This is a genomic window from Ensifer sp. (assembly GCF_031989085.1).
Lineage (GTDB): Bacteria > Pseudomonadota > Alphaproteobacteria > Rhizobiales > Rhizobiaceae > Ensifer.
In genome coordinates, this window is the sequence record NZ_DALZXU010000001.1 from 1,012,990 (window position 1) to 1,036,363 (window position 23,374).

General features: G+C 62.2%; 27 protein-coding genes. 15 read left to right on the plus strand and 12 right to left on the minus strand.

The features are described from left to right. Nucleotide 1: 1 nt before the first annotated feature. The 4 genes from RTP54_RS04895 to gstA all read right to left on the minus strand — a co-directional run bounded on the left by RTP54_RS04895 (nucleotide 2) and on the right by gstA (nucleotide 3,502). On the minus strand, nucleotides 2-2,110 hold the full coding sequence (locus RTP54_RS04895) for a S9 family peptidase (RefSeq protein ID WP_312361371.1): 2,109 nt from the start codon (nucleotides 2,108-2,110) through the stop codon (nucleotides 2-4). A 162-nt stretch (nucleotides 2,111-2,272) separates the two neighbouring features. After that, nucleotides 2,273-2,485 (minus strand): tautomerase family protein, encoded by a 213-nt coding sequence (locus RTP54_RS04900; protein ID WP_112807229.1) that lies wholly within the window; start codon nucleotides 2,483-2,485, stop codon nucleotides 2,273-2,275. A gap of 10 nt (nucleotides 2,486-2,495) precedes the next feature. Beyond that, nucleotides 2,496-2,891, minus strand: a complete 396-nt coding sequence (locus tag RTP54_RS04905; RefSeq protein WP_112817471.1) for a nuclear transport factor 2 family protein — start codon at nucleotides 2,889-2,891, stop codon at nucleotides 2,496-2,498. Beyond that, the gene (gene gstA / locus RTP54_RS04910) at nucleotides 2,888-3,502 is read right to left on the minus strand and encodes a glutathione transferase GstA (RefSeq protein WP_312361372.1); all 615 of its coding nucleotides are present in this window, start codon (nucleotides 3,500-3,502) and stop codon (nucleotides 2,888-2,890) included. Before gstA ends, RTP54_RS04905 begins: the two co-directional genes overlap by 4 nt. A 135-nt stretch (nucleotides 3,503-3,637) precedes the next feature. Here gstA and RTP54_RS04915 point away from each other — a divergent pair, with 135 nt between their 5' ends. Next, a complete protein-coding gene (locus RTP54_RS04915; RefSeq protein ID WP_312361374.1) occupies nucleotides 3,638-4,039 on the plus strand; it encodes a helix-turn-helix domain-containing protein in 402 nt (133 codons plus the stop codon). A gap of 19 nt (nucleotides 4,040-4,058) precedes the next feature. Here the strand turns inward: RTP54_RS04915 and RTP54_RS04920 are convergent, their stop codons facing one another. Beyond that, on the minus strand, nucleotides 4,059-4,979 hold the full coding sequence (locus RTP54_RS04920) for a LysR family transcriptional regulator (protein WP_162704373.1): 921 nt from the start codon (nucleotides 4,977-4,979) through the stop codon (nucleotides 4,059-4,061). A 149-nt stretch (nucleotides 4,980-5,128) separates the two neighbouring features. Here RTP54_RS04920 and RTP54_RS04925 point away from each other — a divergent pair, with 149 nt between their 5' ends. The 3 genes from RTP54_RS04925 to RTP54_RS04935 all read left to right on the plus strand — a co-directional run bounded on the left by RTP54_RS04925 (nucleotide 5,129) and on the right by RTP54_RS04935 (nucleotide 6,796). Next, on the plus strand, nucleotides 5,129-5,401 hold the full coding sequence (locus RTP54_RS04925; RefSeq protein WP_312361375.1) for a DUF2798 domain-containing protein: 273 nt from the start codon (nucleotides 5,129-5,131) through the stop codon (nucleotides 5,399-5,401). 142 nt (nucleotides 5,402-5,543) lie between these two features. Beyond that, nucleotides 5,544-5,921 (plus strand): SH3 domain-containing protein, encoded by a 378-nt coding sequence (locus RTP54_RS04930; RefSeq protein WP_312361377.1) that lies wholly within the window; start codon nucleotides 5,544-5,546, stop codon nucleotides 5,919-5,921. A 113-nt stretch (nucleotides 5,922-6,034) separates the two neighbouring features. Further along, the gene (locus tag RTP54_RS04935; RefSeq protein WP_312361378.1) at nucleotides 6,035-6,796 is read left to right on the plus strand and encodes a class I SAM-dependent methyltransferase; all 762 of its coding nucleotides are present in this window, start codon (nucleotides 6,035-6,037) and stop codon (nucleotides 6,794-6,796) included. Between the two features lie 58 nt (nucleotides 6,797-6,854). Here the strand turns inward: RTP54_RS04935 and RTP54_RS04940 are convergent, their stop codons facing one another. Continuing rightward, entirely contained in the window at nucleotides 6,855-9,014 is a 2,160-nt protein-coding gene (locus tag RTP54_RS04940; protein WP_312361379.1) for a right-handed parallel beta-helix repeat-containing protein, read from the minus strand. Nucleotides 9,015-9,289: 275 nt separating this feature from the next. After that, nucleotides 9,290-10,177 carry a VOC family protein gene (locus RTP54_RS04945; protein WP_312361380.1) on the minus strand — a complete coding sequence of 296 codons (888 nt, stop codon included), beginning with the start codon at nucleotides 10,175-10,177 and terminating at the stop codon, nucleotides 9,290-9,292. Nucleotides 10,178-10,482: 305 nt separating this feature from the next. Here RTP54_RS04945 and RTP54_RS04950 point away from each other — a divergent pair, with 305 nt between their 5' ends. Beyond that, the gene (locus RTP54_RS04950; RefSeq protein WP_112807215.1) at nucleotides 10,483-10,905 is read left to right on the plus strand and encodes a universal stress protein; all 423 of its coding nucleotides are present in this window, start codon (nucleotides 10,483-10,485) and stop codon (nucleotides 10,903-10,905) included. Between the two features lie 64 nt (nucleotides 10,906-10,969). Then, nucleotides 10,970-11,314 (plus strand): TraR/DksA family transcriptional regulator, encoded by a 345-nt coding sequence (locus RTP54_RS04955; protein WP_112807214.1) that lies wholly within the window; start codon nucleotides 10,970-10,972, stop codon nucleotides 11,312-11,314. Nucleotides 11,315-11,365: 51 nt separating this feature from the next. On the opposite strand, the gene RTP54_RS04960 is transcribed toward RTP54_RS04955, so the two are convergent. Continuing rightward, the gene (locus RTP54_RS04960) at nucleotides 11,366-11,779 is read right to left on the minus strand and encodes a GNAT family N-acetyltransferase (protein WP_312361383.1); all 414 of its coding nucleotides are present in this window, start codon (nucleotides 11,777-11,779) and stop codon (nucleotides 11,366-11,368) included. Between the two features lie 293 nt (nucleotides 11,780-12,072). Here RTP54_RS04960 and trhA point away from each other — a divergent pair, with 293 nt between their 5' ends. Further along, nucleotides 12,073-12,735 (plus strand): PAQR family membrane homeostasis protein TrhA, encoded by a 663-nt coding sequence (trhA, locus tag RTP54_RS04965; RefSeq protein WP_112807210.1) that lies wholly within the window; start codon nucleotides 12,073-12,075, stop codon nucleotides 12,733-12,735. Between the two features lie 56 nt (nucleotides 12,736-12,791). On the opposite strand, the gene RTP54_RS04970 is transcribed toward trhA, so the two are convergent. Both RTP54_RS04970 and msrB read right to left on the minus strand, forming a co-directional pair. Next, entirely contained in the window at nucleotides 12,792-13,316 is a 525-nt protein-coding gene (locus RTP54_RS04970) for a hypothetical protein (protein ID WP_112807208.1), read from the minus strand. Between the two features lie 114 nt (nucleotides 13,317-13,430). Beyond that, entirely contained in the window at nucleotides 13,431-13,838 is a 408-nt protein-coding gene (gene msrB / locus RTP54_RS04975; RefSeq protein WP_112807206.1) for a peptide-methionine (R)-S-oxide reductase MsrB, read from the minus strand. Between the two features lie 631 nt (nucleotides 13,839-14,469). Between msrB and RTP54_RS04980 the strand changes: the two genes are divergently transcribed. From RTP54_RS04980 to RTP54_RS05015, 8 genes are all read left to right on the plus strand, one after another. Continuing rightward, on the plus strand, nucleotides 14,470-16,830 hold the full coding sequence (locus RTP54_RS04980) for a putative monovalent cation/H+ antiporter subunit A (RefSeq protein ID WP_312361384.1): 2,361 nt from the start codon (nucleotides 14,470-14,472) through the stop codon (nucleotides 16,828-16,830). Beyond that, nucleotides 16,827-17,246 carry a Na(+)/H(+) antiporter subunit B gene (locus RTP54_RS04985; RefSeq protein WP_312361385.1) on the plus strand — a complete coding sequence of 140 codons (420 nt, stop codon included), beginning with the start codon at nucleotides 16,827-16,829 and terminating at the stop codon, nucleotides 17,244-17,246. The genes RTP54_RS04980 and RTP54_RS04985 overlap by 4 nt, the downstream gene beginning before the upstream one ends. Further along, on the plus strand, nucleotides 17,246-17,623 hold the full coding sequence (locus RTP54_RS04990) for a Na+/H+ antiporter subunit C (RefSeq protein ID WP_312361386.1): 378 nt from the start codon (nucleotides 17,246-17,248) through the stop codon (nucleotides 17,621-17,623). Before RTP54_RS04985 ends, RTP54_RS04990 begins: the two co-directional genes overlap by 1 nt. Nucleotides 17,624-17,630: 7 nt before the next feature. Beyond that, complete coding sequence (locus tag RTP54_RS04995; protein WP_312361387.1) at nucleotides 17,631-19,196, plus strand: Na+/H+ antiporter subunit D; 1,566 nt, start codon at nucleotides 17,631-17,633, stop codon at nucleotides 19,194-19,196. Continuing rightward, on the plus strand, nucleotides 19,196-19,669 hold the full coding sequence (locus RTP54_RS05000) for a Na+/H+ antiporter subunit E (RefSeq protein WP_112807247.1): 474 nt from the start codon (nucleotides 19,196-19,198) through the stop codon (nucleotides 19,667-19,669). The genes RTP54_RS04995 and RTP54_RS05000 overlap by 1 nt, the downstream gene beginning before the upstream one ends. Further along, entirely contained in the window at nucleotides 19,666-20,049 is a 384-nt protein-coding gene (locus tag RTP54_RS05005) for a cation:proton antiporter (protein ID WP_312361388.1), read from the plus strand. Before RTP54_RS05000 ends, RTP54_RS05005 begins: the two co-directional genes overlap by 4 nt. Continuing rightward, nucleotides 20,049-20,408 (plus strand): monovalent cation/H(+) antiporter subunit G, encoded by a 360-nt coding sequence (gene mnhG / locus RTP54_RS05010; RefSeq protein ID WP_312361389.1) that lies wholly within the window; start codon nucleotides 20,049-20,051, stop codon nucleotides 20,406-20,408. Before RTP54_RS05005 ends, mnhG begins: the two co-directional genes overlap by 1 nt. A 405-nt stretch (nucleotides 20,409-20,813) precedes the next feature. Next, nucleotides 20,814-21,245 (plus strand): MucR family transcriptional regulator, encoded by a 432-nt coding sequence (locus RTP54_RS05015; RefSeq protein ID WP_112807192.1) that lies wholly within the window; start codon nucleotides 20,814-20,816, stop codon nucleotides 21,243-21,245. 758 nt (nucleotides 21,246-22,003) lie between these two features. Here RTP54_RS05015 and RTP54_RS05020 read toward each other — a convergent pair. Beyond that, entirely contained in the window at nucleotides 22,004-22,426 is a 423-nt protein-coding gene (locus RTP54_RS05020; RefSeq protein ID WP_112807190.1) for a SufE family protein, read from the minus strand. A 188-nt stretch (nucleotides 22,427-22,614) separates the two neighbouring features. After that, the gene (locus RTP54_RS05025) at nucleotides 22,615-23,322 is read right to left on the minus strand and encodes a hypothetical protein (protein WP_312361390.1); all 708 of its coding nucleotides are present in this window, start codon (nucleotides 23,320-23,322) and stop codon (nucleotides 22,615-22,617) included. Nucleotides 23,323-23,374: the final 52 nt, after the last annotated feature.

Below are 23,374 nucleotides of genomic sequence, written 5' to 3' on the forward strand. Positions count from 1 at the left end.
CTTACATCCTGCCCGCGACCTTGATGGCGAAGGCATATTCGAAGGCAATCTCTTCCAGCCGCTGGAAGCGGCCGGAGGCGCCGCCGTGACCGGCGTCCATGTTGGTCTTCATCAGGATCGGTTCGCTGCCGGTGGTCTTTTCGCGCAGGCGCGCCACCCATTTCGCCGGTTCCCAATAGGTCACGCGTGGATCCGTCAGCCCGCCGAGCGCCAGGATCGCCGGGTAGGGCTTGGCCCCGACATTGTCATAGGGCGAGTAGCCGGCGATGATGTCGTAGAATTCGCGGCTGTCGATCGGATTGCCCCACTCCGGCCATTCCGGCGGCGTCAGCGGCAGGGTGTCGTCGAGCATCGTGTTGAGCACGTCGACGAAGGGTACGGCTGCGATGATGCCGGTGAACTTTTCCGGCGCCATGTTGGCGATCGCGCCCATCAGCATGCCGCCGGCCGATCCGCCTTCGGCGACGATGTTCGCGTAAGAGGTGAACTTCTCCTGATTCAGATAGTCAGCGGCGGCAACGAAGTCCTTGAAGGTATTGGTCTTCTTGGCCATCTTGCCGTCTTCGTACCACGAAAAGCCCCGGTCCTTGCCGCCGCGGATATGGGCGATGGCATAGACGAAACCGCGGTCTGCCAGTGAAAGGCAGTTGGTGTTGAACCCGGCGGGAATGGTGATGCCATAGGCGCCGTAGCCATAAAGCAGGCACGGTGCCGAGCCGTCGAGCGGAGTGTCCTTGCGATAAAGCAGCGTCACCGGCACCTTGGTTCCGTCCCACGACGGCGCGAAAACGCGGCGGGTGACGTAGTCGTCGGGATTGTGTCCCGATGGCACTTCCTGGGTCTTCAGGAGGGTACGTTCACGCGTCGCCATGTCGTAGTCGAAAAGCTGCGACGGGGTTGTCATCGACGAATAGGAAAAGCGGATGACGTCGGTGTCGTATTCGGCAGCGCCCGAAAGCCCGAGCGAATAGGCCTCCTCGGCAAAGGCGATCGCGTGCTCCTCGCCGGTCTTGCGGTCGCGCACGACGATTTCCGGCAGGCCCTCGCGACGTTGCAGCCAGACGAGATGGCGGGCATAGGCCATATGGCTGAGGATCAGCGTGCCGGGCTTGTGCGGTACGAGCTCGCGCCAGTTCTCCTTGCCCGGCGCATTGACCGGCGCTTCCATGATCTTGAAATCCTTGGCGCCGTCGGCATTGGTCAGGATGTAGAAGACGTCGCCGCCTTCGGTCATCGCGTATTCGAGGCCGGTGACGCGGCCGGCGACGAGCTTCGGCTCGGCAGTCAGGTCGGTGGTCGAAAGCAGCCGGTACTCGCTGGTCTCGTGATCGTGGATGTCGATGTAGATGACGTCGTCGAGCAGCGAGCCACCGACCGACATGAAGAAGCCCGGATCCTTCTCCTCATAGACCAGCCGGTCGTCGGATTGAGGGGTGCCGACGATGTGGTGGAAGATCTTCGACGGGCGATGATTGTCGTCGAGCACTGTGTAGAAGAAGCTCTTGCCGTCGGGTGCCCAGGCGCCGCCACCGCCGGTGTTCTCGATCACGTCGGCAAGATCCTCGCCGGTCGTCAGATCGCGCACCTTCAGCGTGAAATATTCCGATCCCTTGTCGTCATAGCCCCACAGGCCGCGGGCGTGATCGGTCGAGTGATCGAGGCCGGCAAGGCGGAAATAGGCTTTGCCTTCGGCTTCCTTGTCGCCGTCGAGCAGAACCTGACGGATCGTCTCATCCTTGCCGTCGGCATTGCGCGGAATGCGGAAATAGCGCGGCTGCTCGCCGCCGGTGACATAAAGGCTGCCATAGGCGAAGGGACCGTCCTTCACCGGAATCGAGCTGTCGTCTTCCTTGATGCGGCCGCGCATCTCGGCAAACAGCGTCTTCTGCAGCGCCTTGGTGTCGTCCATCGCCGCGTTCATGTAGGCGTTTTCGGCCTCCAGATGCTTGCGGATTTCGGGATCGAGGATCGAGGGATCCTTGAACATCGCCTGCCAGTTGTCGTCCCGCAGCCAGGCGTAGTCGTCGGTGCGGGTGATGCCGTGGCGCGTATCTGTCACCGGCTTTTTGGCGGCAACGGGGGCTTCGGGCAGGTTCTTGAAAACGGACAAGGCATGTCTCCGGGATTTCTGCGGCGGGAGACAATGAGATAGAGAGCGCGGCTGCGCCGATCAAGCGGAAAGGGTCTCGCGTCCGGCCCGTTGCCCGCTATTCCTTCTCTCCCTGTGTTGGGCAGAGGGAATGGCAAGCGCAGGGCCGGATGCGATGTGGCGCTAGCCCTTCGCCTTCACCTGGCTTCGATATTCGTCCACTGGCAGGCCGCCGACGCCCCAGTCTTCGAAGGCCACTTCGTCGATGACGACGAAGGTGGTGGCCGGGTTCTTGTCGAGCACGGTAACGAGCAGATCGGTGACGCCCTTGATGAGTGCGGCCTTCTGTTCGCGGGTCGCGCCTTCGCGGGTGATCTTGATGTTCACATAGGGCATGGATGGCTCCTTAGCCTTGTTGTCGAATGTCGTAATGAAAGACCTTGGCGATGATCTGCCAGCGGCCGTCGACGAAAATCAGCGACAGGAAGTCGGTAAACGCCTTCTCGCCGATGGCGCATTGTACCTTGGCCAGCGCCGTCACGGGTCCGGCAAACTCGATCGAGACGATCCTGTCGGCGCGCTCTTCGCCGCGGCTTGCCGGTGACGGGCGTTTGTCGACAACGGGGAAGTACCTGTTCATGTCGAGTTCGAGCAGCTCGCCCCCGGTCGCCGTGGCATAGTGGGCCTTGGGATGAAAGACCTCGCGAAGGATCGCCGTGTCGCTGAAATGCAGGCCGTCGAAATAACGTCCGAGCACGTCGATGACGGCTGCGAAGCGCGGATCGCTGTGGGTGCCGCTCATGCCGCAATCAGCCCTTCGGCCCTCATTGCCGCCTGCACCGCCGGGCGTTGGCCGACCCGCTGCATATAGGCCGTCAGATGGGGGAAGGCACCGAGCGAAATTCCGGTGACGCTGGTCCAGTTGACGACGGTGAAGAGATAGGCGTCGGCAACGGAGAAGGCTTCGCCAAGCACATGGGCGCGACCGTCCGACAGCAGCGCCTCGACGTTGGCGAGGCGCTTTGTAACCTGTGCTGCCGCGGCCTGCTTGGCGTCGGCGCTCGCGGTCTTGCTGAACAGGGGCGAAAACGCCTTGTGCAGTTCGGAGGCGATGAAGTTCAGCTGCTCCTGCAGGCGTGTGCGCTCAAGGGTGCCGTTGGCGGGGGCCAGTCCGGCATGCGGAAAGCGGTCGGCGATGTACTGCACGACGGCCGCACCTTCGGTGACGACATCGCCGGTCTCCAGCACCAGCGCCGGCACATAGCCCTTGGGGTTGATCGCCGTGAAATCGGCGCCGCTTTCGGTAAGGTGGGTGGCGGTGTCCACCTTGACGATCTCGAAGTCGACGCCGGCTTCACGCAGGCTGATATGGGGCGAGAGCGAGCAGGCGCCGGGGGCGTAGTAAAGCTTCATGGTCACATTCCTTTTGCAACGGTGGTCTTTGTCGAAGACGGCGGAACCTAACCCCAAGCGATAACTTTTGTATATGAGGTAACTTTATGTTACTGACGTTTCCGGTTTCCCTGGGGTAACTGGAGAATTTCGCCCATGAGCTTGAAAATTCGAAAGAATAGGGCTGCTGCATTGCCGCCGAGCTGCCCGGTGGGCGAGTGCATGGTCATGCTCGGCGGCGCCTGGGCGCCCAACATCATCTGGTATCTGAGCGGCGGTCCTCGCCGCTTCAGCGAGCTGAAGATCGACATCCCCGGGATATCGGCCAAGGTGCTGAGCACGCGGCTGAAGGACATGGAAGAAAAGGGCGCGATCGAACGGCGGATCATGCCGACATCGCCGCCCTCGGTCGAATACCGGCTGAGCGAGCTTGGGCAGGAGTTCGTGCCGGCAATCCACGCGATTGTCGAGGTCGGCTACAAGCTCAAGCTCCGCCGCGAGGCAAAGCTTGCAGAGGAAGCAGCCGTGGCGAACGCCGGGCAAGCGATGCCGGCCTGACGGCGCGCGATCGTGACCGCTACCACCGGCCCTTGAGCTTTTGTGCGGCGTGCTCGATGAAGGCGCGTACCTTCGGTGTTTCGGCCTGGCGGTCGACGAAGCAGGCGTAGAAGTCGAATGGCTCGTGGTCGGCCTTGGCAACGCCCACTGACGGTGTGCCGCCAAACAGCGGAACCAGCAGGCCGCGGGCAATCAGGTCCGTGGCGATGAAGGCGCCGAGCCGCGTGATGCCGGCACCGGCGATCGCCATTTCCGCCAGCGTGTCGATGTCGTTGCTGACGATCGTCGCCTTCAGTTCCGGTTCGAAGCGAAGCCCGTCGCGCACGAAGCTCCATCGAAAGATCCGCCCGTGCCCCGCATAGCGGTAGACGAGGCAGTCGTGGTGGATCAGGTCTTCCGGCTGCTCGGGCAAACCGCGCCTTTCGACATAGGATGGTGCCGCACAGATGACCATCGGCACCGAGGCGAGCTTGCGTGCGATCAGGCCCGGCTCCAGCTGCAGCCCGAAGCGCACGCTGATATCGATGCCTTCGCCGATGTGATCGATCTCGCGGTCGGTGACGACGAGTTCGACCGAGACTTCAGGATGGCGAGCAGCAAAGGACGGCACCAGCGGCGCGACCACATGGCGGCCGAAGGCGACTGAGGATGCGATCTTCAGCGATCCCCGAGGCTCCGGGTTCAGCGATGCCACCGCAACAGCCGCGAGTTCGAGATCGTGGACGACGCTGCGCACCCGGTCGAAATAGATCCGGCCGCTCTCGGTCAGGCCCAGTTGCCGCGTCGTGCGGCTGAGCAGGCGCGTGCCGAGCGCTCGCTCGAGGCGGGCGATATTCTGGCTCGCAGAGGCCGGCGTGATCCCAAGCTTGCGCGCCGCGGCGGCGATGCTGCCTTCCTCGACGCTCCTGACGAAACTCTCGACGCCGCGTAACGTATCCATAATGACATCCATCGAATGGTGATAGGCATTCGATGGTTTTGCCTAATTCTGAACAAGGCTGCAATGGCCTACCTGCGCGGGGCGCCCTCCGTATAGTGGCTGCCATCCCGCACGGATGATCGCTGCGGATAGGCCATGGAGGTCTTCTCGTGGAAGATACGATACCCTCGCTGCGGGTGGCGCGTAGCCGCAAGCTGTCGCCGCGCGCCGTCCCCATCGTCTTTGCCTTCTTCATGTCGGCGATTATGGCGTTCCTGATGTGCTGCGTCATCGTCGGCGTCAACACAGGCATAGACGCCGGCTACCCAGGCCGTGTCCTTGGTACCTATGTCCTGGCGATGCCGGTCGCCTTCCTTTGCGTGCTGGCCGTCCGTCCCTTCGTCCTGAAGCTCGTCGGTGCCGTCTGCCGGGTATCCGGCTGAGCGCATTCAGCCGTCCCCGATCGTGGGGACGGCCATCCGGATGGTATCCACGCGTTCGTCCGCTTCCGGATCGCGTGCCTGTTCAGCCGCAATTCAGCCTTGCGCCACTATGCTGCGATCATCGTTGATGGAGGGGTTCGTGATGACCGGCTTTCGAAGGATCCTGATTTCGCTGGCGGTGGTGGCCGTCGGAGTTGCCGCGAGGGTGGAGATCGCCTCTGCCAGCACCTTCGTTGCCTGGGAGGTTTCCGGCGTCGCCTGGAACGACGTGCTCAACGCGCGCGCCTGGCCATCCTCCTCGTCTGCCGTGCGCGCCGGCTATCCGAACGGAACCAGGCTGCAGATGACCGGCCGCTGCATGAACGGCGTCGACCTCCGGCGGATCGCGCGCTGGTCGGCGCAACGGCAGAGCAATGCGGTACGCGCCACCTGGTGCCAGATCTGGCACGACCCGCAGCAGAACGGTCGCTGGCAAGAGGGCTGGGTCTACGGAAAGTTCATCCGGCCCGCCCGCTTCTGACGAGCCTCGGCTCATGACAGGTGCGGCAGATGTTGCACGCGCACGACATCCAGTCGGTACGTGTTGCTGTATAGGATAGGTTTTTCGTCGATTGCAGCAACTTGGACCGATGCATGTTGAACAATACTTACGGCAACCTTGCCTCGCATGTTTATAATTTAGACAAATATATTGGAAAGTCCTTTGGCGACGTCGAGTACTATCTCGAGCGGCTGAAGGCGTGTTCGGGGCCGATCCTCGAGCCTGCCGTGGGCAACGGCCGCGCTTTGATCCCGCTGCTCGAAGCCGGCCTCGACGTCAGAGGCTTCGATGCCTCGCGGGACATGCTCGGCTATTGTCATGCGCATTGTGCCGAACGGGGGCTCGCAGCGGATCTGTCGCAGCAGACCTTCGAGGCCTTCGCCTATGAGGAGCGCTTCGACGCGATCGTCGTGCCCGCCGGCTCCCTGCAACTGATCGCTGACCATGGAACCGCAATCGCCATCCTCGCGCGTTTCCTCGATCATCTCAGGCCGGGCGGCCGACTGATCTTCGACCTCTATCCGCATGATCTTCCGGCCGATATCAAGCCGACCATCAGGAGTTGGCAGACGGAAGCGGGCGACCTGCTGACCTTGACCAGCCAGCGGGTCAAAGCCGACGTCATCGCACAGACGACGGTGTCGCACCTGCGCTACGAGCTGTGGCGCGAGGGCAGGCTTGCGTCGAGCGAGCTTGAATTCTTCACCATGCGCTGGTGGGGCGTCGAGGAAATGGCGCTGACGTTGCGCGCCGCCGGCTATGTCGATCTCGTCGTTTCCGGAAATTACCACTTCGGTCGTGCGCCAAGAGATGGCGACGAGGTCGTCACCTTCGAATGCCGCCGGCCACGGTAGCGGCAGCCGCGCCGCGAAGAAAGCCACGCCCCCGGGGTCGAGGGCGTGGCGGCAGCTGTTAGCGGCAACGGCTGGCGGCGTTGGCCTGATCCAGCCTGGTGCCGTTCACCGTCAGCACCGAGCCCGGCGACTGGGTGATGGTTCCGGCCGACCAGCCGGTGTCGAGCACGCAATCCTTCGGCGTGTTGGTCACCGTGACATTGCCCTTTATGTCCTCGGCCGGGCCCGAGAAGTGCAGGCCTGCGATGCCGGCATTGTCGACCGACATGTTGTTGAATACGACGTTGCTCACCGGGCCGCCCAGGAAGCCCCAGCTGTCGCCGTAGATATGGGCCCCGTAGGTGCCGGCATTGGTGATCCTGACGTCCTGGAACGAGATGTTGGAGACCGGGTTGAAGAAGATGCCGGCCTTGAGCGCGCGGTCGACCTGCAGGCCTTTCACGTTCACATTCGTCGTCTCCACGTTGAGATTGGGGCTGGCAACGAGCATCAGCCCGTTGATGCCGCCAACGAGCCGCATGTCGTTGATGAGGACGTTGGACGTGCCCTGCAATGCCACGAGATCCATGTCGCGGTCCTGCTTGGAGTTGTCGACGGTCACGCGGTCGAGCTTGACGCCCTTGCCCGCGACCAGCAGTACGCCTTCACGGCGCGAGTTGCTGATCGTCACGTTGTCGAGCGTGACATTCTGCGTGGCGCTGACCAACTCGTGTTCGGTCCTGCTGATCTTCTTGAACTCACCGCCGGCGAACACGCCATAGGTGACCTTGTCTATCGTGGTGTCGCGTACCGTCACGTTGTTGCTGCCGACGGAGCTGACCGCCGCATATGGAGCCTTGTTCGGGCTGTAGATCGAGAACTCGCAGCTCGTATTGTTCTCGCAGATGTAGAGGTCGTGGATGCGGCTGTTTTGCACCACCGCGCCGTTGACCCGCGTGAAGCGAATGCCGTCATGGTTCGTGGCGGAGATGTCGACATTGTCGATGGTGACGTTGGCCGCGTCGGTTGCAGCGATGCCGGCAAGGCCGCCGCGGATCGACAGTGATGCGATGCGGCTGCCGGACGCCATGGTGACGACGTCCTGCGCCGGGTTGTAGCCGGTCAGCGTCGTGGCAGCGCCCCGGTTGACGAAGGATGTGGTGGCGCCGCTTCTGGCGCCGCGCACGGCAATGGAGCCGCCGCCGCCGACGAGCGCCTGGCCGGAGCCGAGCGTCAGCGACTGGTTGAGGCCGAGATTGCCGTCGGCAAGGATGAGAGCATCCGCGCCGGCCGAGGCGATCAGTGCGTTGATAGCAGTCGCATCGCCATTGGCCGAGGAGATGTTGACGACCTTGCCGGTGTTGCGTCCGTTGACGACGAACTGCGCAGCTTCGACGTCGCCGGTCGCGCCAGCATGGGTGCGGATCTTGGCTGAACGCTCGACGCGCTGGAGCATCGGATCGAAGGCATCGCCTGATTTGGCAGTCGCGCCGAACGGTATGCGCAGACGCGCCATCACGGCGCCCTTGAGCTTGTCCTCGTTGTCATAGGTGCCGGTCACGCCGAGCGAGACGGTCGAGCCCTCGGAAAGGCCGGGCAGGTCGGAAAAGGTCAGCTCGGCGCGCAGCTTGGCGCCGAACATGTCGCCGAGGTTCTTGCCGCCATACCAGTAGCTGCCGCCGAAAACCTTCAGCTGGACGTCGGATCCTTCGTCGAAAACGGGCAGACGGCCGCCGATTTCGGCGTCGAGACCGCGCCGGCCGCGCTCCTTGCCTTCCTGCATGACCAGCACATGGTCACGAACATAGGCGGCGTTGAAGGCGCTGAGCGTCTTGGCCCCCGACAGCGGCAGATAGAGGTTGCTGCGCATCTCGAGATCGCCGCTGAGCGCTTCGAGGCCGAAGGACACCTGGTTGAAGGAGTTGCCGTATTCGCTCTTCAGATAGTCGTAGTAGCCGTAGGCGCCGATGACCCACTGATCATTGGCGCGGAAGCGGTAACCGGCGCCGATCGAGCCCTGGCGGACCTTGTCGCTTTCGATCGTTCCGCGTGTATCGATGAAAATGGCATTGCCGGAGTCGAGCAGGAAGGGCAGGAAGAAGCCGCCGCTGGCAGCCGAGCCGCCGCTGAAGAAACCGCCCTCGATTTCGGCCTGCGGCCGGAAGTCCACGGCAAGGGCAGGGGACGAAAGCATCGTGCCGCTTGCAAGAGCAAGCGCTAAAATAGTGTTGTTTTTCATATTATTAACTCCGCATACACCGGGCGCTGGCGCGCCTTGGCGGTGCGGATAAATTATACGACTGTATTACTCAAGTTTAATGATCGGTTATCCCGGATCTTTCCAGCGGCGTGATGACGCAGCGCATCGGTCGCCCGCGCCATCACAATCCTGGCGCTAGCAGGCAGCGTGCCGTCGAATTGTTCCGCCGGCCGATCGGGCCGGCTGAATTGGCCATTGGTGTTCCGCTCAGGCCGTGGAAGACCGGAAGGGAGGAAGACGACGTCCAGGCGATATCAGGCGGCGAGCTTGAGGCCGATGCCCCAGGGGTCGACGAGACTGTAGGTGTCGCCGTTGCGGTCGACGGCGATGCCCAGCGTGTCGAGCTTGGCCACCGCCCTGGCGCGTTCCGTCGCGTCCTTGAACTGGATCGTGTAGTCCGAAAGACCCGTCATCTGCGTCTCGCGCTTCGGTGCGCCGCGCGAGTTCCAGATATTGGCGGCCACGTGATGATGGTACTTGCCCGAGCCGAAGAAGCTCGCGCCAGGATAGCGCGCCATCAGCCCGAGGCCGAGCACGTCGCGAAAGAAGGCATCCGCCTCGGGAATATCGGAAACCTGCAGATGAATGTGGCCGATGCCGGTGCCTTGGGCCATGCCGTGCCATTCGTCCTTCGGTACCTCGTCGTAGAGCGCCTGCAGGTTCAGCGGCAGCGTATCCATGCCGACGGTGCCGTCAGGCTTGAAATTCCATTCGGAGCGCGGACGATCACGATAGACCTCGATGCCGTTTCCTTCCGGATCGGCGAGGTAGATCGCCTCGCTGACGAGGTGATCGGAAGCGCCTTGCAGGCCGACATTGTTGTGGGCGGCATGGGCGAGCCAGCGGCCGAGTTCCTCGCGGTTGGGCACGAGGAAGGCCGTGTGGAAAAGACCGGGCGCATTGCGCGGCGCCTTCCTGGCGTCGCCTGACGTGGTCAGCGTCAAGAGCGGCCGGCCACCGACGCCCAGGGTCTCGCCGCTGGCGCTCGTTTCGAGTGGTTTCAGCCCCATGATCCGTTGATACCACGTGGACACCATCGGCAGGTCCGCGACCACCAGGTGCGAATGGTCCACATGCGCCGGCATCGCCAAGGCATGGTCGGCGGCAATCTCGGTAGGCTGCATGGTCTGGCTGGATGTCATGTGTTGCTTCCTTGGGACTGAAACCGGGAGCCCTGCCGCGTGCTCAGCTTCGCTGAAACTGTGAGGTGAATATGGGCCGAACCTGGCGTTCACGAAAGACTGTCAGTCGTTTGATGTTGTGTTCGATGAGCGTTGACAGTGGCCCCTGTCGCCCTAGCTCTTTTGTATAGGGCAATGCGGTCGCGGCGCTTTCGATTTGATTTCAATCAATGCCGGAAGAGCCATCTGGGCTCAGTCTTGGAAGTGAGGGATTTGCCCCCGCATCTGGCGCGGCGATCCGGGTAGGCAACGCAAAGGAGCGCAGTATGTACAAGAAGATCATCGTCCCGATTGCCATGGATCAGTTGGAGCATGGCGAAAGCGTGCTCGGCATTGCCGAGAAGCTGATCGATGAAGGGGGCGAGATTATCCTGCTCAATGTCGTCGAGGATCTGAACGCCTATGCCCAGGGCTACATGATCGTTGATTTTCCGCTGGAGATGGTCGAGGAATCGCGCAAGCACGCCTTGAAGACGCTGGAAGCGATGAAGGCCAAGCACGGGATCAACGGTCGTATCGAGATCCGCACTGGAGGCGCCGCCGGCACGATCAATGCGCTTGCCAAGGATGAAAATGCCGATCTCGTCATCATCGCCTCGCACCGGCCCGGTCTGATCGATTATTTCATCGGCTCGACCGCCAGCCGGGTCGTTAGCCATTGCCCCTGCGCCGTTCTCGTCGATCGTTGAGCCGCCAGCAAACACGAACAGGAGCGTGGCGCGTCCGAACGCCACGGCTTCGAGGAGCTTTCCCATGGACAAGCCTGCGCTTGACGCCTTTCGTGAACGGCTCAGCAGCCGCAAACGCGAACTCTACGGTCGGTTGGTGAAGATCGAGCACGATCTCGATGAGCCGATGAATGCGGACGTGCCCGACCGGGTGACCGAACGGGAAAACGATGAGGTGCTGGAAGGGCTCGGCCTTGCCGGTCAGGAAGAAATCCGCGGGATCGACGCAGCACTCGATCGCATAGCGGCCGGAACCTTCGGAACCTGCGTGCGCTGTGGCCTGCCGATTTCCGCCGAGCGGCTCGATGCCGTGCCTCACACTCCGCTTTGCCAGGAATGTGCCGCCGAGGTCGCGGCCGGCGCAAAGTGACGATCGCTTAGGCCCGATCTAGGGCCGGGTGCTCCCGGCGCGCCGCCTGCCTCAGGCCGCGCGGACACCCGCCAGATCGAGCTTCAATCGTGGCAGAAAACGTCCCGGGATGACCGTTGAAGCGATGACGCCGTCATCGATCGCGCCGAGGCGGCGGTAGAAATCCGCAGCTCCCGGATCGGCATCGATGGTCATGATCGTCGCGCCCTTGCGCCGGGCTGCCTCCACGCTCCAATCGAACAGTTTTCGACCGATGCCGCTACCGAGAGCCTCGGGCTCGACGAACAGCTTGTCGAGTTCGGCAATCTCGCCGTGGCATAGGACCTGCGCGATGCCGACGATCCTGTCACGCCGTATTGCGATCTGCAGCTCCGACTGCTGAAAGTCGTCTGCCGTCACCGTCAATGCAGGGCGGCAGGCGGCCATGAAGGTTGCGTCATAGCCCCAGATGGCCTTGGACCTCATGCACAGCTCCGTCAACAGTTCGGCCTGGTCTGGATGCGGCATGCATAGCGTCGTCATCGGGCACTCCGGGGCGTTTGTTGTCCAAATCTTCGCGAAATGTGGTTGCAGTTCGGGCATAAGACAAGGGTGAGCCCGGTTCGCAAACACGTCATGACTTTGTTGTAATGCGTTGCAAAAGTTGATGCTTTCACCTTCGCCTTGCTCTTTGCCAAGGCGTCTGGCTGTGGCAGGATAAGGCAAGCAAGAAAGTCGACCGCCGCTTTAACGCGCAGGAAGGTCGGAAGTGGGGGCACGTGGAATTCGCCGGCGTCAAGTGGAACTACGATCGATCTGAGCTGATCGCCGACGGGATCGTGCATGGCGTTGGCCTTGCCGCGGCACTCGTCGGCGTTACCGCGCTGATTTTCTACGCGGTGCTCTGGAGTTCGGCCGGCCAGCTTGCCGCGGCCGCGATTTATGGCGCGGGACTGTTGGCGACCCTGTCGATTTCGTTTCTCTACAATCTCTATCCGGTTTCGCGGACCAAGTGGTTCCTGCGCCGCTTCGACCACTCGTCGATCTTCGTGCTGATCGCCGCCACCTATACGCCCTTCCTGCAGCGCGGCTGGGAGGATCCCTTCCTGTTTGCGATGCTGATCGGCATCTGGGCGATCGCAATCCTGGGCGTGGTGATCAAATGCCTCTTCCCCGGTCGTTTCGACCGCTTGGCGATCCTGCTTTATCTCGCGATGGGATGGAGCGGCGTGCTTGCCGTCGGGCCGCTGCTGTCGGCGCTATCGCCAACGACACTGGTGCTGATCCTCATCGGCGGCATCATCTATTCCGCCGGCGTGATCTTCCATGTCTGGGAGAAGCTACGCTTCCAGAACGCCATCTGGCACGGCTTCGTCGTCACCGGTGCCGCCGTGCATTATTCGGCGGTCATAAACTGTCTGGCCGGCACGACGATATCGTGATCCCGTTCGCACCGGGCGTTTCGAGCAACAGTTCAAGTTGAGTGAATGATCGCCGGTCAGTTCGGTGCGGCCACCGGTGCAGCTGCCACGGGCGTCTGCTGACATCCTTCCGCGGGCCTCAGTGCTTCTGCCATGCGCGAAATCACGCCATCGAAGCTGGTCAGCCGTGATTTGCGATACTGGAGACGGAAATACGCGGCGCTGCCGTCGCAGAGCGCAATCGCGCGTGTGTAAAACACCTCTTCGCCGCGCACGCCCGAAAAACTCGCCCAGGCTGCGGTGACGCGCGAGTAGGAAATCCGCCACTGGTCTTCCCGCTCGCTCGCCATGCGATCATTGACGTCGATTTCAAAATCGCCGGCCACCAGTTCGCTGCCGAAAACCGCGAGCGTGGCGCCGTTGTCGTCGGCATGGAAGCTGACGCCGTCGCCATTGTCGGCTTCGCCCTGTTGTTTGAAGCCGGGCGGGATGTCGAGGATATAGCCGAAGCGCGGGTTTGCGTAGGCGTGCCAGTCATTGTCCGCTGCGGCCGGCAAGGCGGCCGGGAACAGAAATACGAATGCAGCCAAAATGCGACGCATGCGGATCTCCTCCCGACTTGCCTCGTCCGTTGCGGTATTAATAGCACATCCGCGACCGGGCTACTGTTTCTATCGGAACAGCGCCAGGGCCGCGACTGCGCCTGTCTGTTTGCGTTAATCCTCGATGAACGTCATTGCGTGGCCGTTGAGGCAATAGCGCAGCCCCGTGGGCGGCGGACCGTCGGGAAAGACATGGCCGAGATGGGCATCGCAGTCGGCGCAGCGGATTTCTGTGCGCACCATGAAATGCGATCGGTCCTCGATCTCGCGGATCGCCTGGTCGTCGATCGCTGCGAAATAGCTCGGCCAGCCGCAGCCGGAATCGAATTTGCTGTCGGAGCGAAACAGCGCCCTGCCGCAACAGACGCATTCGTAGGTGCCGACCTTCTTGTTGTCGAGGTACGGGCCGGTGAAAGCGCGCTCGGTGCCGTGCTCGCGGGTGATGCGGTATTGCTCGGGCGACAGTTGCGCGCGCCACTCCGCATCCGTCTTGATCACCTTCGGCGTCCGTGTGTCTCTCATCGAAGATCTCCCTGTGATTTCCTGCGTGTATATAGGAGCGTCGACGTCGTCCCGCAAATCACGCTCGCGTGCCATCCTGTGTCGGAACGCGCCCGCGCTGTGGTGCCCGTTTGCGCGGGCGCCTGCGGGCTGCATCTTCAATCGCCGTCGCTGGTCGGCAAGGGTTGCCAACCGGGCACCGGACCACAGTCGACCTGATGTCGCGTCATGCTTTCACGAGCAGGGCTTGAGCTTGCGACCGCACGCGCTTGCGTGCCGCAATCGGATCGTTGCGTTGCGTCAGCAAGAAGTCATTCGACGGTCAATATTGCCAGACAAAAAGTATATGCTGCGCCATCATCGCCACTTTGAATTTCCGTTGGTAGTCTAAAGCGGCTGGCGGCGATCGCACATGAGTATCCATTGCCGACGAACGGATAGTCCATCCCGAGAAAGTTGCATGAACTGACCGCCGAAACGGAAGATATCCACGCTTATCACAGAAAAAACCGTCGATTTTCCGGTTGTTTGTCGGGATTCGGAACAGATGACGCCGATTTTACCGATTTGGGGTTGAGGCGCATCGACCCATCTTTTATGTCGGAGGTTCGTTTGATCCGACAATCAAATTGCAAAGGAGCGCGCCCGGAAGATGGATGCTGCCGCCCTGACATTGCTGGCCCTGTCGCTTCCGTTTCTCGGTGCGCTCGTCGCTCCGCTGCTGACCCGACTTCTGGGACACAACGCGGCCTGGCTTCTCGCGCTTTTTCCAGCTGCGATCGTTCTGCATTTCCTGCGCTTCTGGCCGGAAGTCGCGCGCGGTGAAATCGTCACTGGTGGTTATGAGTGGATACCGTCCTTCAATGTCAGCTTCTCCTGGCTGATCGATGGCCTGTCGCTGACCTTCGTTCTGCTGATCGCCGGCATCGGCGCACTGATCGTGCTTTATTCCGGAGGTTACCTGAAAGGGCACCCGCAGCAGGGGCGTTTCTTCTCGTTCATCCTGATGTTCATGGGCTCGATGCTCGGGCTTGTGGTCTCCGACAGCTTCCTGATGCTCTTCGTTTTCTGGGAGCTGACCTCGATAACGTCGTTCCTGCTGATCGGCTTCGATCATTCGCGCGAGGCAGCCCGGCGCGCGGCGCTGCAGGCCCTCGTCGTTACGGGGGGAGGCGGGCTGTTTCTGCTTGCCGGCCTCTTGATCATCTGGAACGTGACCGGCGTCACCCAGCTTTCGCTGCTTTCATCCTTCGGCGCGGAGATGCGCGAAAGCCCGTTCTATCTGGCGGCACTTTTGCTTGTGCTCGGTGGAGCCTTCACCAAGTCGGCGCAGTTTCCGTTCCACTTCTGGCTGCCCAATGCGATGGAAGCGCCGACACCGGTGTCGGCCTACCTGCACTCCGCAACCATGGTCAAGGCAGGGGTGTACCTGCTGATGCGCCTCAATCCGGTGCTTGGCGGCACGACGGAATGGCAAATGCTGCTGCCGCTCTTCGGTGGCACCACGCTCGTCATCGGTGCGGTTCTCGCATGCCGGCAGACCGATCTGAAGCTGATGCTGGCCTACACCACCATGGCATCGCTCGGCCTGCTCGTGATGCTGACCGGCCTTGGTTTTCCGCACGCCATCGAGGCGGCGGCGCTCTATCTCGTGGCGCATTCGCTGTTCAAGGGCGCGCTGTTCATGGTTGCCGGCATCATCGACCATGAAACCGGCACGCGCGATGTGACGAGGCTTGGCGGCTTGCGCTCCGCCATGCCGCTGACATTCGTCATTGCGCTTGCCGCAGCCCTTTCCATGGGGGGACTGCCGCCATTTTTCGGCTTCCTCGCCAAGGAAGAGATCTACTACGCGCTGGCTGGCCCCGACCGTCGCGCGATGGTCTTCGCCGCCCTTGCCATCCTCGGCAACGCACTGATGTTTGCCGTCGCTTTCGCGGTTGCGCTGAAGCCTTTCGTGGGCACAAGGGTCGAAACGCCGCGACCCGCGCACGAGGCGCCGCTGCTGCTCTGGCTCGGTCCGGCGCTGCTCGCAGCCAAGGGATTGTCGGCCGCCCTGTTGTCCGATCTCACCCATGAGCTCGTGTCGACACCGATGGCGACGGCGATTGCCGGCGCGCCGCGTCAGGTCACCATCTCGGTGATACCCCATGTCGGCGTGCCGCTCGCCCTGTCGCTCGCAACGGCCCTGCTTGGCATCGTCTTCTATCTCAACCTTTCGCGCCTGCGCAGCTTCGTTGCGACAATCCTCGCCGATATCGGGTGGGGCCCGGATCGCGGCTTCGATCAGTTCATGCGCGGTCTCGTCCGCTTTTCGGTCGCGCTGACGCGTCGCCTCCAGTCCGGTCGCCTCGACGTCTACATGACGACGACATTCGTAGTGGTCGCCGCCGTCCTCTGGGGTGCGCCGCTTTATTATGGCGAACTGCCCAACGCGCCGTTCTTTGCCGGCGACGTGCCGCTGCATGAACTGGCGATCATGGCGATCGCCGTCATCGGCCTCCTGGCCGTCGTGCTTGCCGCCGACCGGCTGACCGCGATCGTCTCGCTCGGTATCCAGGGTTTTGCCGTCGCCGTCATCTTCCTGCTCTACGGTGCGCCGGACCTGGCCTTTACCCAGTTCATGATCGAGACCCTGTCGGTGGTGGTGCTGGCTCTGGTGATGACCCGGCTCAGGCTCTCGCCGTCGGACCACCGCCCGCTCGGCCAGAAAATCCCCGATGTTGCCGTTGCGCTCGCCTGTGGTCTCGGTTTCGGGTTGATGCTGCTGAAAGTGACCGGCATTCCCTTCGATGCCTCGCTGACCGAGTTTTTCAATCTCTACTCAAAGACGATCGCGCACGGCGCCAATGTCGTGAACGTCATCATCGTCGATTTCCGCGGCACGGATACACTGGGAGAAATCGCCGTCGTCATGATCACCGGTCTTGCCATCCTGTCGCTGGTTCGCCTCAGGGCCGGCTCGATGCGGCGCATCGCCGACAATGACCCGGATGCGGAGGATCGCGCATGAAGTCCCTGATTTTCCGGGCCGTGGCGCCGTTTCTGACGAGCCTGATGGTGCTGTTTTCGATCTTCGTGCTGTTGCGTGGCCACAACGAGCCCGGCGGCGGCTTCATCGGCGGTCTGATCGCCGTATCGGCGCTGGCGATCTATGGTATCGCCTGTGGCGTCGAAACCGTGCGTCGCGCCATCTATTTCCATCCGATGGCGATCGCCGGTGCGGGCCTTTTTGCCGCCACCATCGCCGGCGTGATCTCGATGGCAGCGCGCGTGCCGTTCATGACCGGGCTTTGGATCTATCCGTCCCTGCTGGGCGTGGAGGTTCCGCTGTCGACGGTGACACTGTTTGATTGCGGTGTCTATCTTGTCGTCGTCGGCGCCATCAGCTCGATCGCGCTGTCGCTCGAAGAGCGGGGAGGTGAATGATGGAAGCGTGGTTTGCGCTGCTCGTCGGCATCTTTTTTACCGTTGCCATCTACCTGCTTCTGTCGAAGTCGATCATCCGCGTCCTGCTCGGCGTGGCGATCCTCGGCAATGGCGTCAATCTTCTGATCTTCACCGGCGGCCGACTGACGCGCGGCGTGCCGCCCGTCATTCCTGAGGGAGCCGATGCGCTCGCAGGGCCCGCCGCCAATGCGTTGCCGCAGGCGCTGATCCTGACGGCGATCGTCATTTCCTTCTCCTTCTTCGCTTTCCTGCTGGTTCTGGCCTGGCGCGCATACGAAGAGCTTTCGACGGATAACACCGACGAGATGCGCGTCGCCGAGCCACAAGGCGAGGCGGCGCCGCCGCTTGGATACTGACAGACCCATGGCTGTTTCGACTTCCCCTCCTGCCGATCTCTCTGCCGCACTCGTCCTCGAGCCGGTCGCGGCCGCCGACTGGCTGGTGATCCTGCCGGTTGCCTGGTGCCTGGCGATCGGTGCCTTGCTCGTCATGTTGCGCCGACCGATCGGCCTGCATCCGTTCATCGCAGTGGCCGGACTCGCCGGCCTCGTGGCGATCGATGGGCTGCTCCTGCAACATGTGATCGCGAACGGTCCGGTGACGATGGTGATGGGCCGCTGGCTGCCGCCCTTCGGCATCGCCTTTACTGTCGATCTGACCGGCGCGCTGTTTGCGTTGACGGCAGCCGTCGTCGCGCTCGCGGGCGGTGTCTATTCGCTCGCCGACGTCAACGACAGCGGCCGGCGCTACGGGTTCTACCCATTCCTGATGCTGCTGATGGCCGGCGTTTCCGGCGCGTTTCTGACGGGCGATATCTTCAACCTCTACGTCTGGTTCGAGGTGTTGCTGATCTCGTCCTTCGGCCTCATCGTGCTCGGTTCCGAGCGCGAGCAGATCGACGGCGCCGTGAAGTACGGTTTCCTCAATCTGGTCGCGACGACGCTGTTCCTGGTCACGACAGGTTATCTTTATGCGAGCTTCGGCACGCTCAACATGGCCGACATTGCCCAAAAAGCGGAAGGCCTGCGCGGCACCGCGCCGTTGATGACGCTGACGGCCTTGTTCCTGCTGGCCTTTGGCATGAAGGCGGCGGCCTTCCCCGTCAACGTCTGGCTGCCTGCCTCCTACCATACGCCACGCGTCGTCGTTTCGGCGCTCTTTGCCGGCCTCCTGACCAAGGTCGGCATCTACGCGCTGATCCGCGTGACCGTGATGCTGCTGCCGGTGGAGCGGGAAGAGCTCAGCCTCGTCATTGCCGCCGTCGGGGCGCTGACGATGCTGGTCGGCGTTTTCGGCGCGCTCGCCCAATCGGATTTCCGGCGCATGCTCGGCTATCTCGTGATTTCGGGCATCGGTTCGATCCTTGCGGGCATCGCCGTCGGCGGGCCGGGCGGTATCGGTGGCGCCATCTTCTACGCCCTGCATTCGATGCTGGTAATGACCGCGCTCTACTTCGCCTCGGGTGTGGCGGCACAGTTGGGCGGTAGTTTCTCGCTGTCGTCGCTTGCGGGCCTCTATCGTCGCCATGCGGGCTTTGCGGCGATCAGTCTGATGCTGGCCTTTGCGGTGTCGGGCCTGCCGCCGTTCTCGGGTTTCTGGCCAAAGGTGATGCTGGTCAAGGCAGCACTCGATATCGGAGCCTGGTGGCTTGCCGCGGCGCTGCTCGTGACCGGTTTCCTGACGACGATCGCGACCGGCCGCTTCTTCCTGCTGGCCTATTGGCGCGACAAGGCCGATGACGGGCTGGCCGGTACGGTCAAGGCCCGGATCCCGGCGGCGATCCTGCTGCCGCTCGTGGCGCTGACACTGCTTACCTTGACGATCGGCCTCTATCCCGAGCCGCTGCTGGCCACCATCCAGGATGCCGCTGCGGGCCTCTCCGAACCGTCCGCATATCTGAACTCGGTCTTCCCGGGGGGCGTGCGATGATCAAGTTTCTCTGGATCAACCTGATCTTCACCGCGGTCTGGGCCGCGATCAGCGGCAGTCTCAGCGTGCCGAATCTGTTGCTCGGTTTTGCCGTCGGAAGCCTGTCGCTGTGGCTCATCCGGCGCGAATTGCAGCCTGTCGCCTATCCGGTCCGGCCGCTGAAGATATTGCTTCTCACGGCCCTGTTCTTCAAGGAACTGGCTGTCTCGGCAACCAAGGTCGCAGTGCTGGTGATCCAGCCCAAGATGCGACTGAAGCCAGGCATCTTCTCTTACCCGCTGACGGTGCGCAGCGATTTCGAGATTGCGCTGCTTGCCAACCTGATCACACTGACGCCCGGAACGCTTTCAGTCGACGTCTCCGACGATCGCAAGACGCTCTATGTCCATGCACTCGACTGCGCCGATCCCGGCGGCCTCCGGCGCGATATCGCCAATGGCTTCGAGCGCCGGATCAAGGAGGCCTTTGAATGACGATGCCGGCTCAGATCCTTGCTGCCGCAACCGGCTTTGCGCTGGTACTTCTGTCCATCGCGCTGCTGGTAACGGTGTGGCGCATCATCCGTGGCCCGACGCTGCCCGACCGGGTTCTGGGCCTCGACATGCTGGTCGCCATAGCCATTGGCCTGATAGCGGTCGTTGCCATTCGCACGGGCTTCAATCTCTATATCGACATCGCCATTGCCCTCGGCCTGGTCGGCTTCCTTGCGACTGTCGCCTTCGCCCGCTTCGTTCTGGCGCGCGGTCTTGCGCCGGAAGCGGCAGGAGCGGCGCCGGACACGCCGCGCAACGTCCGCCGCGGCCCGATGCCGCAAGCGAAAGTTGCCAGGCGCAAACACAAGAGGGCGCGCTGATGGCATCTGCGTTCGAGACGATCATCACGCTCTGCGTCGCTCTGCTCTTGGTCAGCGGGGCCATCTTTTCGCTTTTGGCCGCGATCGGGATCGTGCGTTTTCCCGATCTCTACACCCGCATGCATGCCGCCTCGAAGGCCGGTACCGTCGGCTCGGGCCTGCTGCTTTTGGCCGCGGGACTGCATTCGCTTGATGTCGCTATACTGTTCCGGGCGCTTGCGGGCTTCTTCTTCTTCGTACTGACCGCGCCTATTTCCGCCCATCTCTTGGCAAAGGCTGCGCATCAGGCGGGTTACAGGCTGACGAAACAGTCGGTCGTAGATCAGCTTCCGCAAAAGGAAGAGCCGCGCCGGCATTGAGCGGCAACGTTTCTGTTTTTGTATTTCAGAACATTCCGATAGACCGCGACCATGCCAGCAATTTCGAAATAAAGTTGCTAGTGGCGGCCAAATTTATGTTTGGTATTTTCGCGGATCAATGTTAATCGAGTAAATGTAAAGTGTCGTTGTGGAAAATACTTAGAGCTGAAATTCCAGCTTGAGTTGTGAATATTGGCTTTTGCTTTGAGAGGTTGGTTGTTCCAGCGACTCGGCAATAGGTTTCGTGATCAAAATTCCAACTCTTGATATTGCGGCAAGAATTTGTCCTTGCCGAACTATTGATGGTCTATCCCAAGGCAGCGAAGGCTTCCCGACGGCATTTGCATGCATTCCTCCCCCCGAAACTTGTTTTGGGATTGTGCCGAATTCCGATAGGAGAAAGAAATGACTGAAACAACGCTTGGCGCGAGCCATGAACTTCTGGTTGAGCTGACAGCTGAAATCGTTTCCGCTTATGTCAGCAACCATGTCGTTCCGGCCGCCGAGCTTTCCGTGCTGATCGCTGACGTCCATTCCGCGCTCAACAACACGGCGGCACCCGCGCCGGTCGTGATCCCCGTTGAGAAGCCGAAGCCGGCCGTGTCGGTCCGCAAGTCCGTCCAGGACGATCAGATTACCTGCCTCGAATGCGGCGGCACCTTCAAGTCGCTGAAGCGTCACCTGATGACACATCACAGCCTGTCTCCGGAAGAGTATCGCGAGAAGTGGGACCTGCCGACCGACTATCCGATGGTTGCGCCCGCCTATGCCGAAGCGCGCTCGCGCCTGGCCAAGGAAATGGGCCTCGGCCAGCGTCGCAAGCGTCGCGGCAAGTAATACGCGCACCGTTCGTTGCCGAACCGCGCGCTGCGCCGGTCCGGTTTGACCGACGGTCCAGAAACACAAAGGCCGGGCTGAAGCCCGGCCTTTGTGTTTTGTCGACTATGAAAATATCCCTACATGAAACTCTGCCGTGACGTCGGCACTCGGGGCCGTGCCTTCGACCTACCTCCTGACGGGAAAGGAGTGCTATCAGGAATAGACCAGTAATATCAGAGAATTTCGTCTCAACGCCTTCCAGTCTTGAGTGCCGTGGCAAAGGGTGGAAAGAGCCCTGTCCTCCGATACGCAAAGTCGGCAGGAATAAATTCCGATGCTAAGGGGCCAGTTGTGCGCTGTCGCCGCTGGGGGCGAACGCGGTTTTTCAGTCGTTGTCGGCCAGCTGAAAGTCGCCTGGCGCACGCGGGACCGCAAGGCCACCCTGGCTTTTGGGGGGCTGTGCTATCGACGCGGTTCATCACCGCCTCGCGCAAAATCCGACCGACGACGGCTTCGTTCGCGCCGCTGAGCGAATGCCGCTTCGGCGTGGCTGCCTGCACGCCAAGCGCCGCAGGCGCCGCATCATGCCGCAGATCACCCGACGCGATCTTGCCAGCGACCTGCGTCCGAGGTCGACCGGCTCTCCGTCACCCCGGGTTGCGCGTCGTGGACCGGCGGTATGTCGCCGATGTCGATGGGGTATCGCGGCGCTCGATGCCCGCGCGAATTCGGCTTGCCCTGGCGTTTGCGGAGGCTGTCGAGCGGCCGTACCCGGCTCAGGCGGCGAGGCGCGCTTCTGCCTCTGCCTTGATACGTCGGATCATCGAGCGAAGGCCGTTTGCGCGCTGCGTCGACAGATGCTCGATCAGGCCGATCTTGCCAAAGGTTTCGAGCGCGTCCAGCCTGGCAATTTCCGAGGCGTGCTTGCCGGAGTAGATCGCCAGGACGATGGCAACCAGTCCGCGCACGATATGTGCGTCCGATTCGCCTTCGAAGATCAGCAGCGGATCGTCCGGGTCGCCGGTCGTGCGCGTTGCAAGCCAGACCTGGCTGGCGCAGCCCTGCACCTTGTTCTCACTGGTGCGCTCGGCCTCGGGCATTTCGGGCAGGGCCTTGCCGAGCTCGATCACATAGCGGTAGCGATCCTCCCATTCGTCAAGAAAGGCGAAATCGTCGATGATCTGGTCAAGCGTGGTCATGGTCCGGTCCGATTGTCGATCTCACCGGGCAGCGTTCGTCGCCGGGTGATGTCGATGCCTGTGCTCGATCCTGGCGGCCATTTCGGTGTCAGGACGTCGTGCCACTCATATAGGCGATGGTAACACGGATGAGAACCGCGAATTGCCACTGCTTTGCCGTAAGGCACGATTGGGCGGCAGATGTGCTGTCAGATCGAAACGCTCGTCGGAATCGCGAGCGTGGGGGCGGCCCCGCCTGCCATTCTCGCCTGGTCGAGAGATGCGACCGAAGCGGCGAGGGCGGCGCCCACCTTCCTCGCATCGTCCGCGTCACTGCCGGCGCCCTTGGCGCGCAGATCCTGTTCTGCCTTCCGCAGGATCTGCTTGAGCTGTTCGGCAAGTGCCTTGAACTCCGCAACCGTTCTTGCGTCTGATCTGTCTTCCGCGTTGTCGGCTCCAAATTCACGGTAGGCGCGTTCCGCGAAGGATGTTGGCGTGCTGTCTTTGCTGCCTTTGGCTTCCTGTGTGCCGGCATCTGCCGCATGTTCGGCATCGGCGTGCATCGCTGCTGCCGCCGCTGATGCTGCAGCGGTCGCCGCGGATGCGGCACCTGTTGCAGCGCCATCGCCCGTGGGCATGCCGGGCGAGCCGCCGCCGGCGAACTGTTGTGCCGCGGCACCCAACTGCTGGGCCAGCTGCTTTGCAAGTCTTGCGAGCGTCTCGGGATCCGACGCCCAATACCGCAGCATCTGCAGCTGTTCCTTGATCTCATCCAGCTTCTTCTTGGCCAGCGCCTTGCGGCTGGCGGCGACTTCGTCGTCAACCCGCAGCAGCTTGAGAGATAAGGATCCGGTATTTTTTTCCAGCGGCGCGGCATCGATGCCAACGGGCGATCCGGCGGTCGCGCCACGTGCCACGCCCGTATTTGAAAAGAACCCGTATATTTGCATCGGGGGCAGTCTCCGCTGA

Bases quoted from the DNA above. Each gene is read 5' to 3' on its own strand.
- RTP54_RS04900 (WP_112807229.1), bottom strand. From the start codon at position 2,485: ATGCCCTATGTGAACATCAAGATCACCCGCGAAGGCGCGACCCGCGAA.
- RTP54_RS04905 (WP_112817471.1), bottom strand. From the start codon at position 2,891: ATGAGCGGCACCCACAGCGATCCGCGCTTCGCAGCCGTCATCGACGTG.
- gstA (WP_312361372.1), bottom strand. From the start codon at position 3,502: ATGAAGCTTTACTACGCCCCCGGCGCCTGCTCGCTCTCGCCCCATATC.
- RTP54_RS04915 (WP_312361374.1), top strand. From the start codon at position 3,638: ATGAGCTTGAAAATTCGAAAGAATAGGGCTGCTGCATTGCCGCCGAGC.
- RTP54_RS04920 (WP_162704373.1), bottom strand. From the start codon at position 4,979: ATGGATACGTTACGCGGCGTCGAGAGTTTCGTCAGGAGCGTCGAGGAA.
- RTP54_RS04930 (WP_312361377.1), top strand. From the start codon at position 5,544: ATGACCGGCTTTCGAAGGATCCTGATTTCGCTGGCGGTGGTGGCCGTC.
- RTP54_RS04935 (WP_312361378.1), top strand. From the start codon at position 6,035: ATGTTGAACAATACTTACGGCAACCTTGCCTCGCATGTTTATAATTTA.
- RTP54_RS04940 (WP_312361379.1), bottom strand. From the start codon at position 9,014: ATGAAAAACAACACTATTTTAGCGCTTGCTCTTGCAAGCGGCACGATG.
- RTP54_RS04945 (WP_312361380.1), bottom strand. From the start codon at position 10,177: ATGACATCCAGCCAGACCATGCAGCCTACCGAGATTGCCGCCGACCAT.
- RTP54_RS04950 (WP_112807215.1), top strand. From the start codon at position 10,483: ATGTACAAGAAGATCATCGTCCCGATTGCCATGGATCAGTTGGAGCAT.
- RTP54_RS04955 (WP_112807214.1), top strand. From the start codon at position 10,970: ATGGACAAGCCTGCGCTTGACGCCTTTCGTGAACGGCTCAGCAGCCGC.
- RTP54_RS04960 (WP_312361383.1), bottom strand. From the start codon at position 11,779: ATGAGGTCCAAGGCCATCTGGGGCTATGACGCAACCTTCATGGCCGCC.
- RTP54_RS04970 (WP_112807208.1), bottom strand. From the start codon at position 13,316: ATGCGTCGCATTTTGGCTGCATTCGTATTTCTGTTCCCGGCCGCCTTG.
- msrB (WP_112807206.1), bottom strand. From the start codon at position 13,838: ATGAGAGACACACGGACGCCGAAGGTGATCAAGACGGATGCGGAGTGG.
- RTP54_RS04980 (WP_312361384.1), top strand. From the start codon at position 14,470: ATGGATGCTGCCGCCCTGACATTGCTGGCCCTGTCGCTTCCGTTTCTC.
- RTP54_RS04985 (WP_312361385.1), top strand. From the start codon at position 16,827: ATGAAGTCCCTGATTTTCCGGGCCGTGGCGCCGTTTCTGACGAGCCTG.
- RTP54_RS04990 (WP_312361386.1), top strand. From the start codon at position 17,246: ATGGAAGCGTGGTTTGCGCTGCTCGTCGGCATCTTTTTTACCGTTGCC.
- RTP54_RS04995 (WP_312361387.1), top strand. From the start codon at position 17,631: ATGGCTGTTTCGACTTCCCCTCCTGCCGATCTCTCTGCCGCACTCGTC.
- RTP54_RS05005 (WP_312361388.1), top strand. From the start codon at position 19,666: ATGACGATGCCGGCTCAGATCCTTGCTGCCGCAACCGGCTTTGCGCTG.
- mnhG (WP_312361389.1), top strand. From the start codon at position 20,049: ATGGCATCTGCGTTCGAGACGATCATCACGCTCTGCGTCGCTCTGCTC.
- RTP54_RS05015 (WP_112807192.1), top strand. From the start codon at position 20,814: ATGACTGAAACAACGCTTGGCGCGAGCCATGAACTTCTGGTTGAGCTG.
- RTP54_RS05020 (WP_112807190.1), bottom strand. From the start codon at position 22,426: ATGACCACGCTTGACCAGATCATCGACGATTTCGCCTTTCTTGACGAA.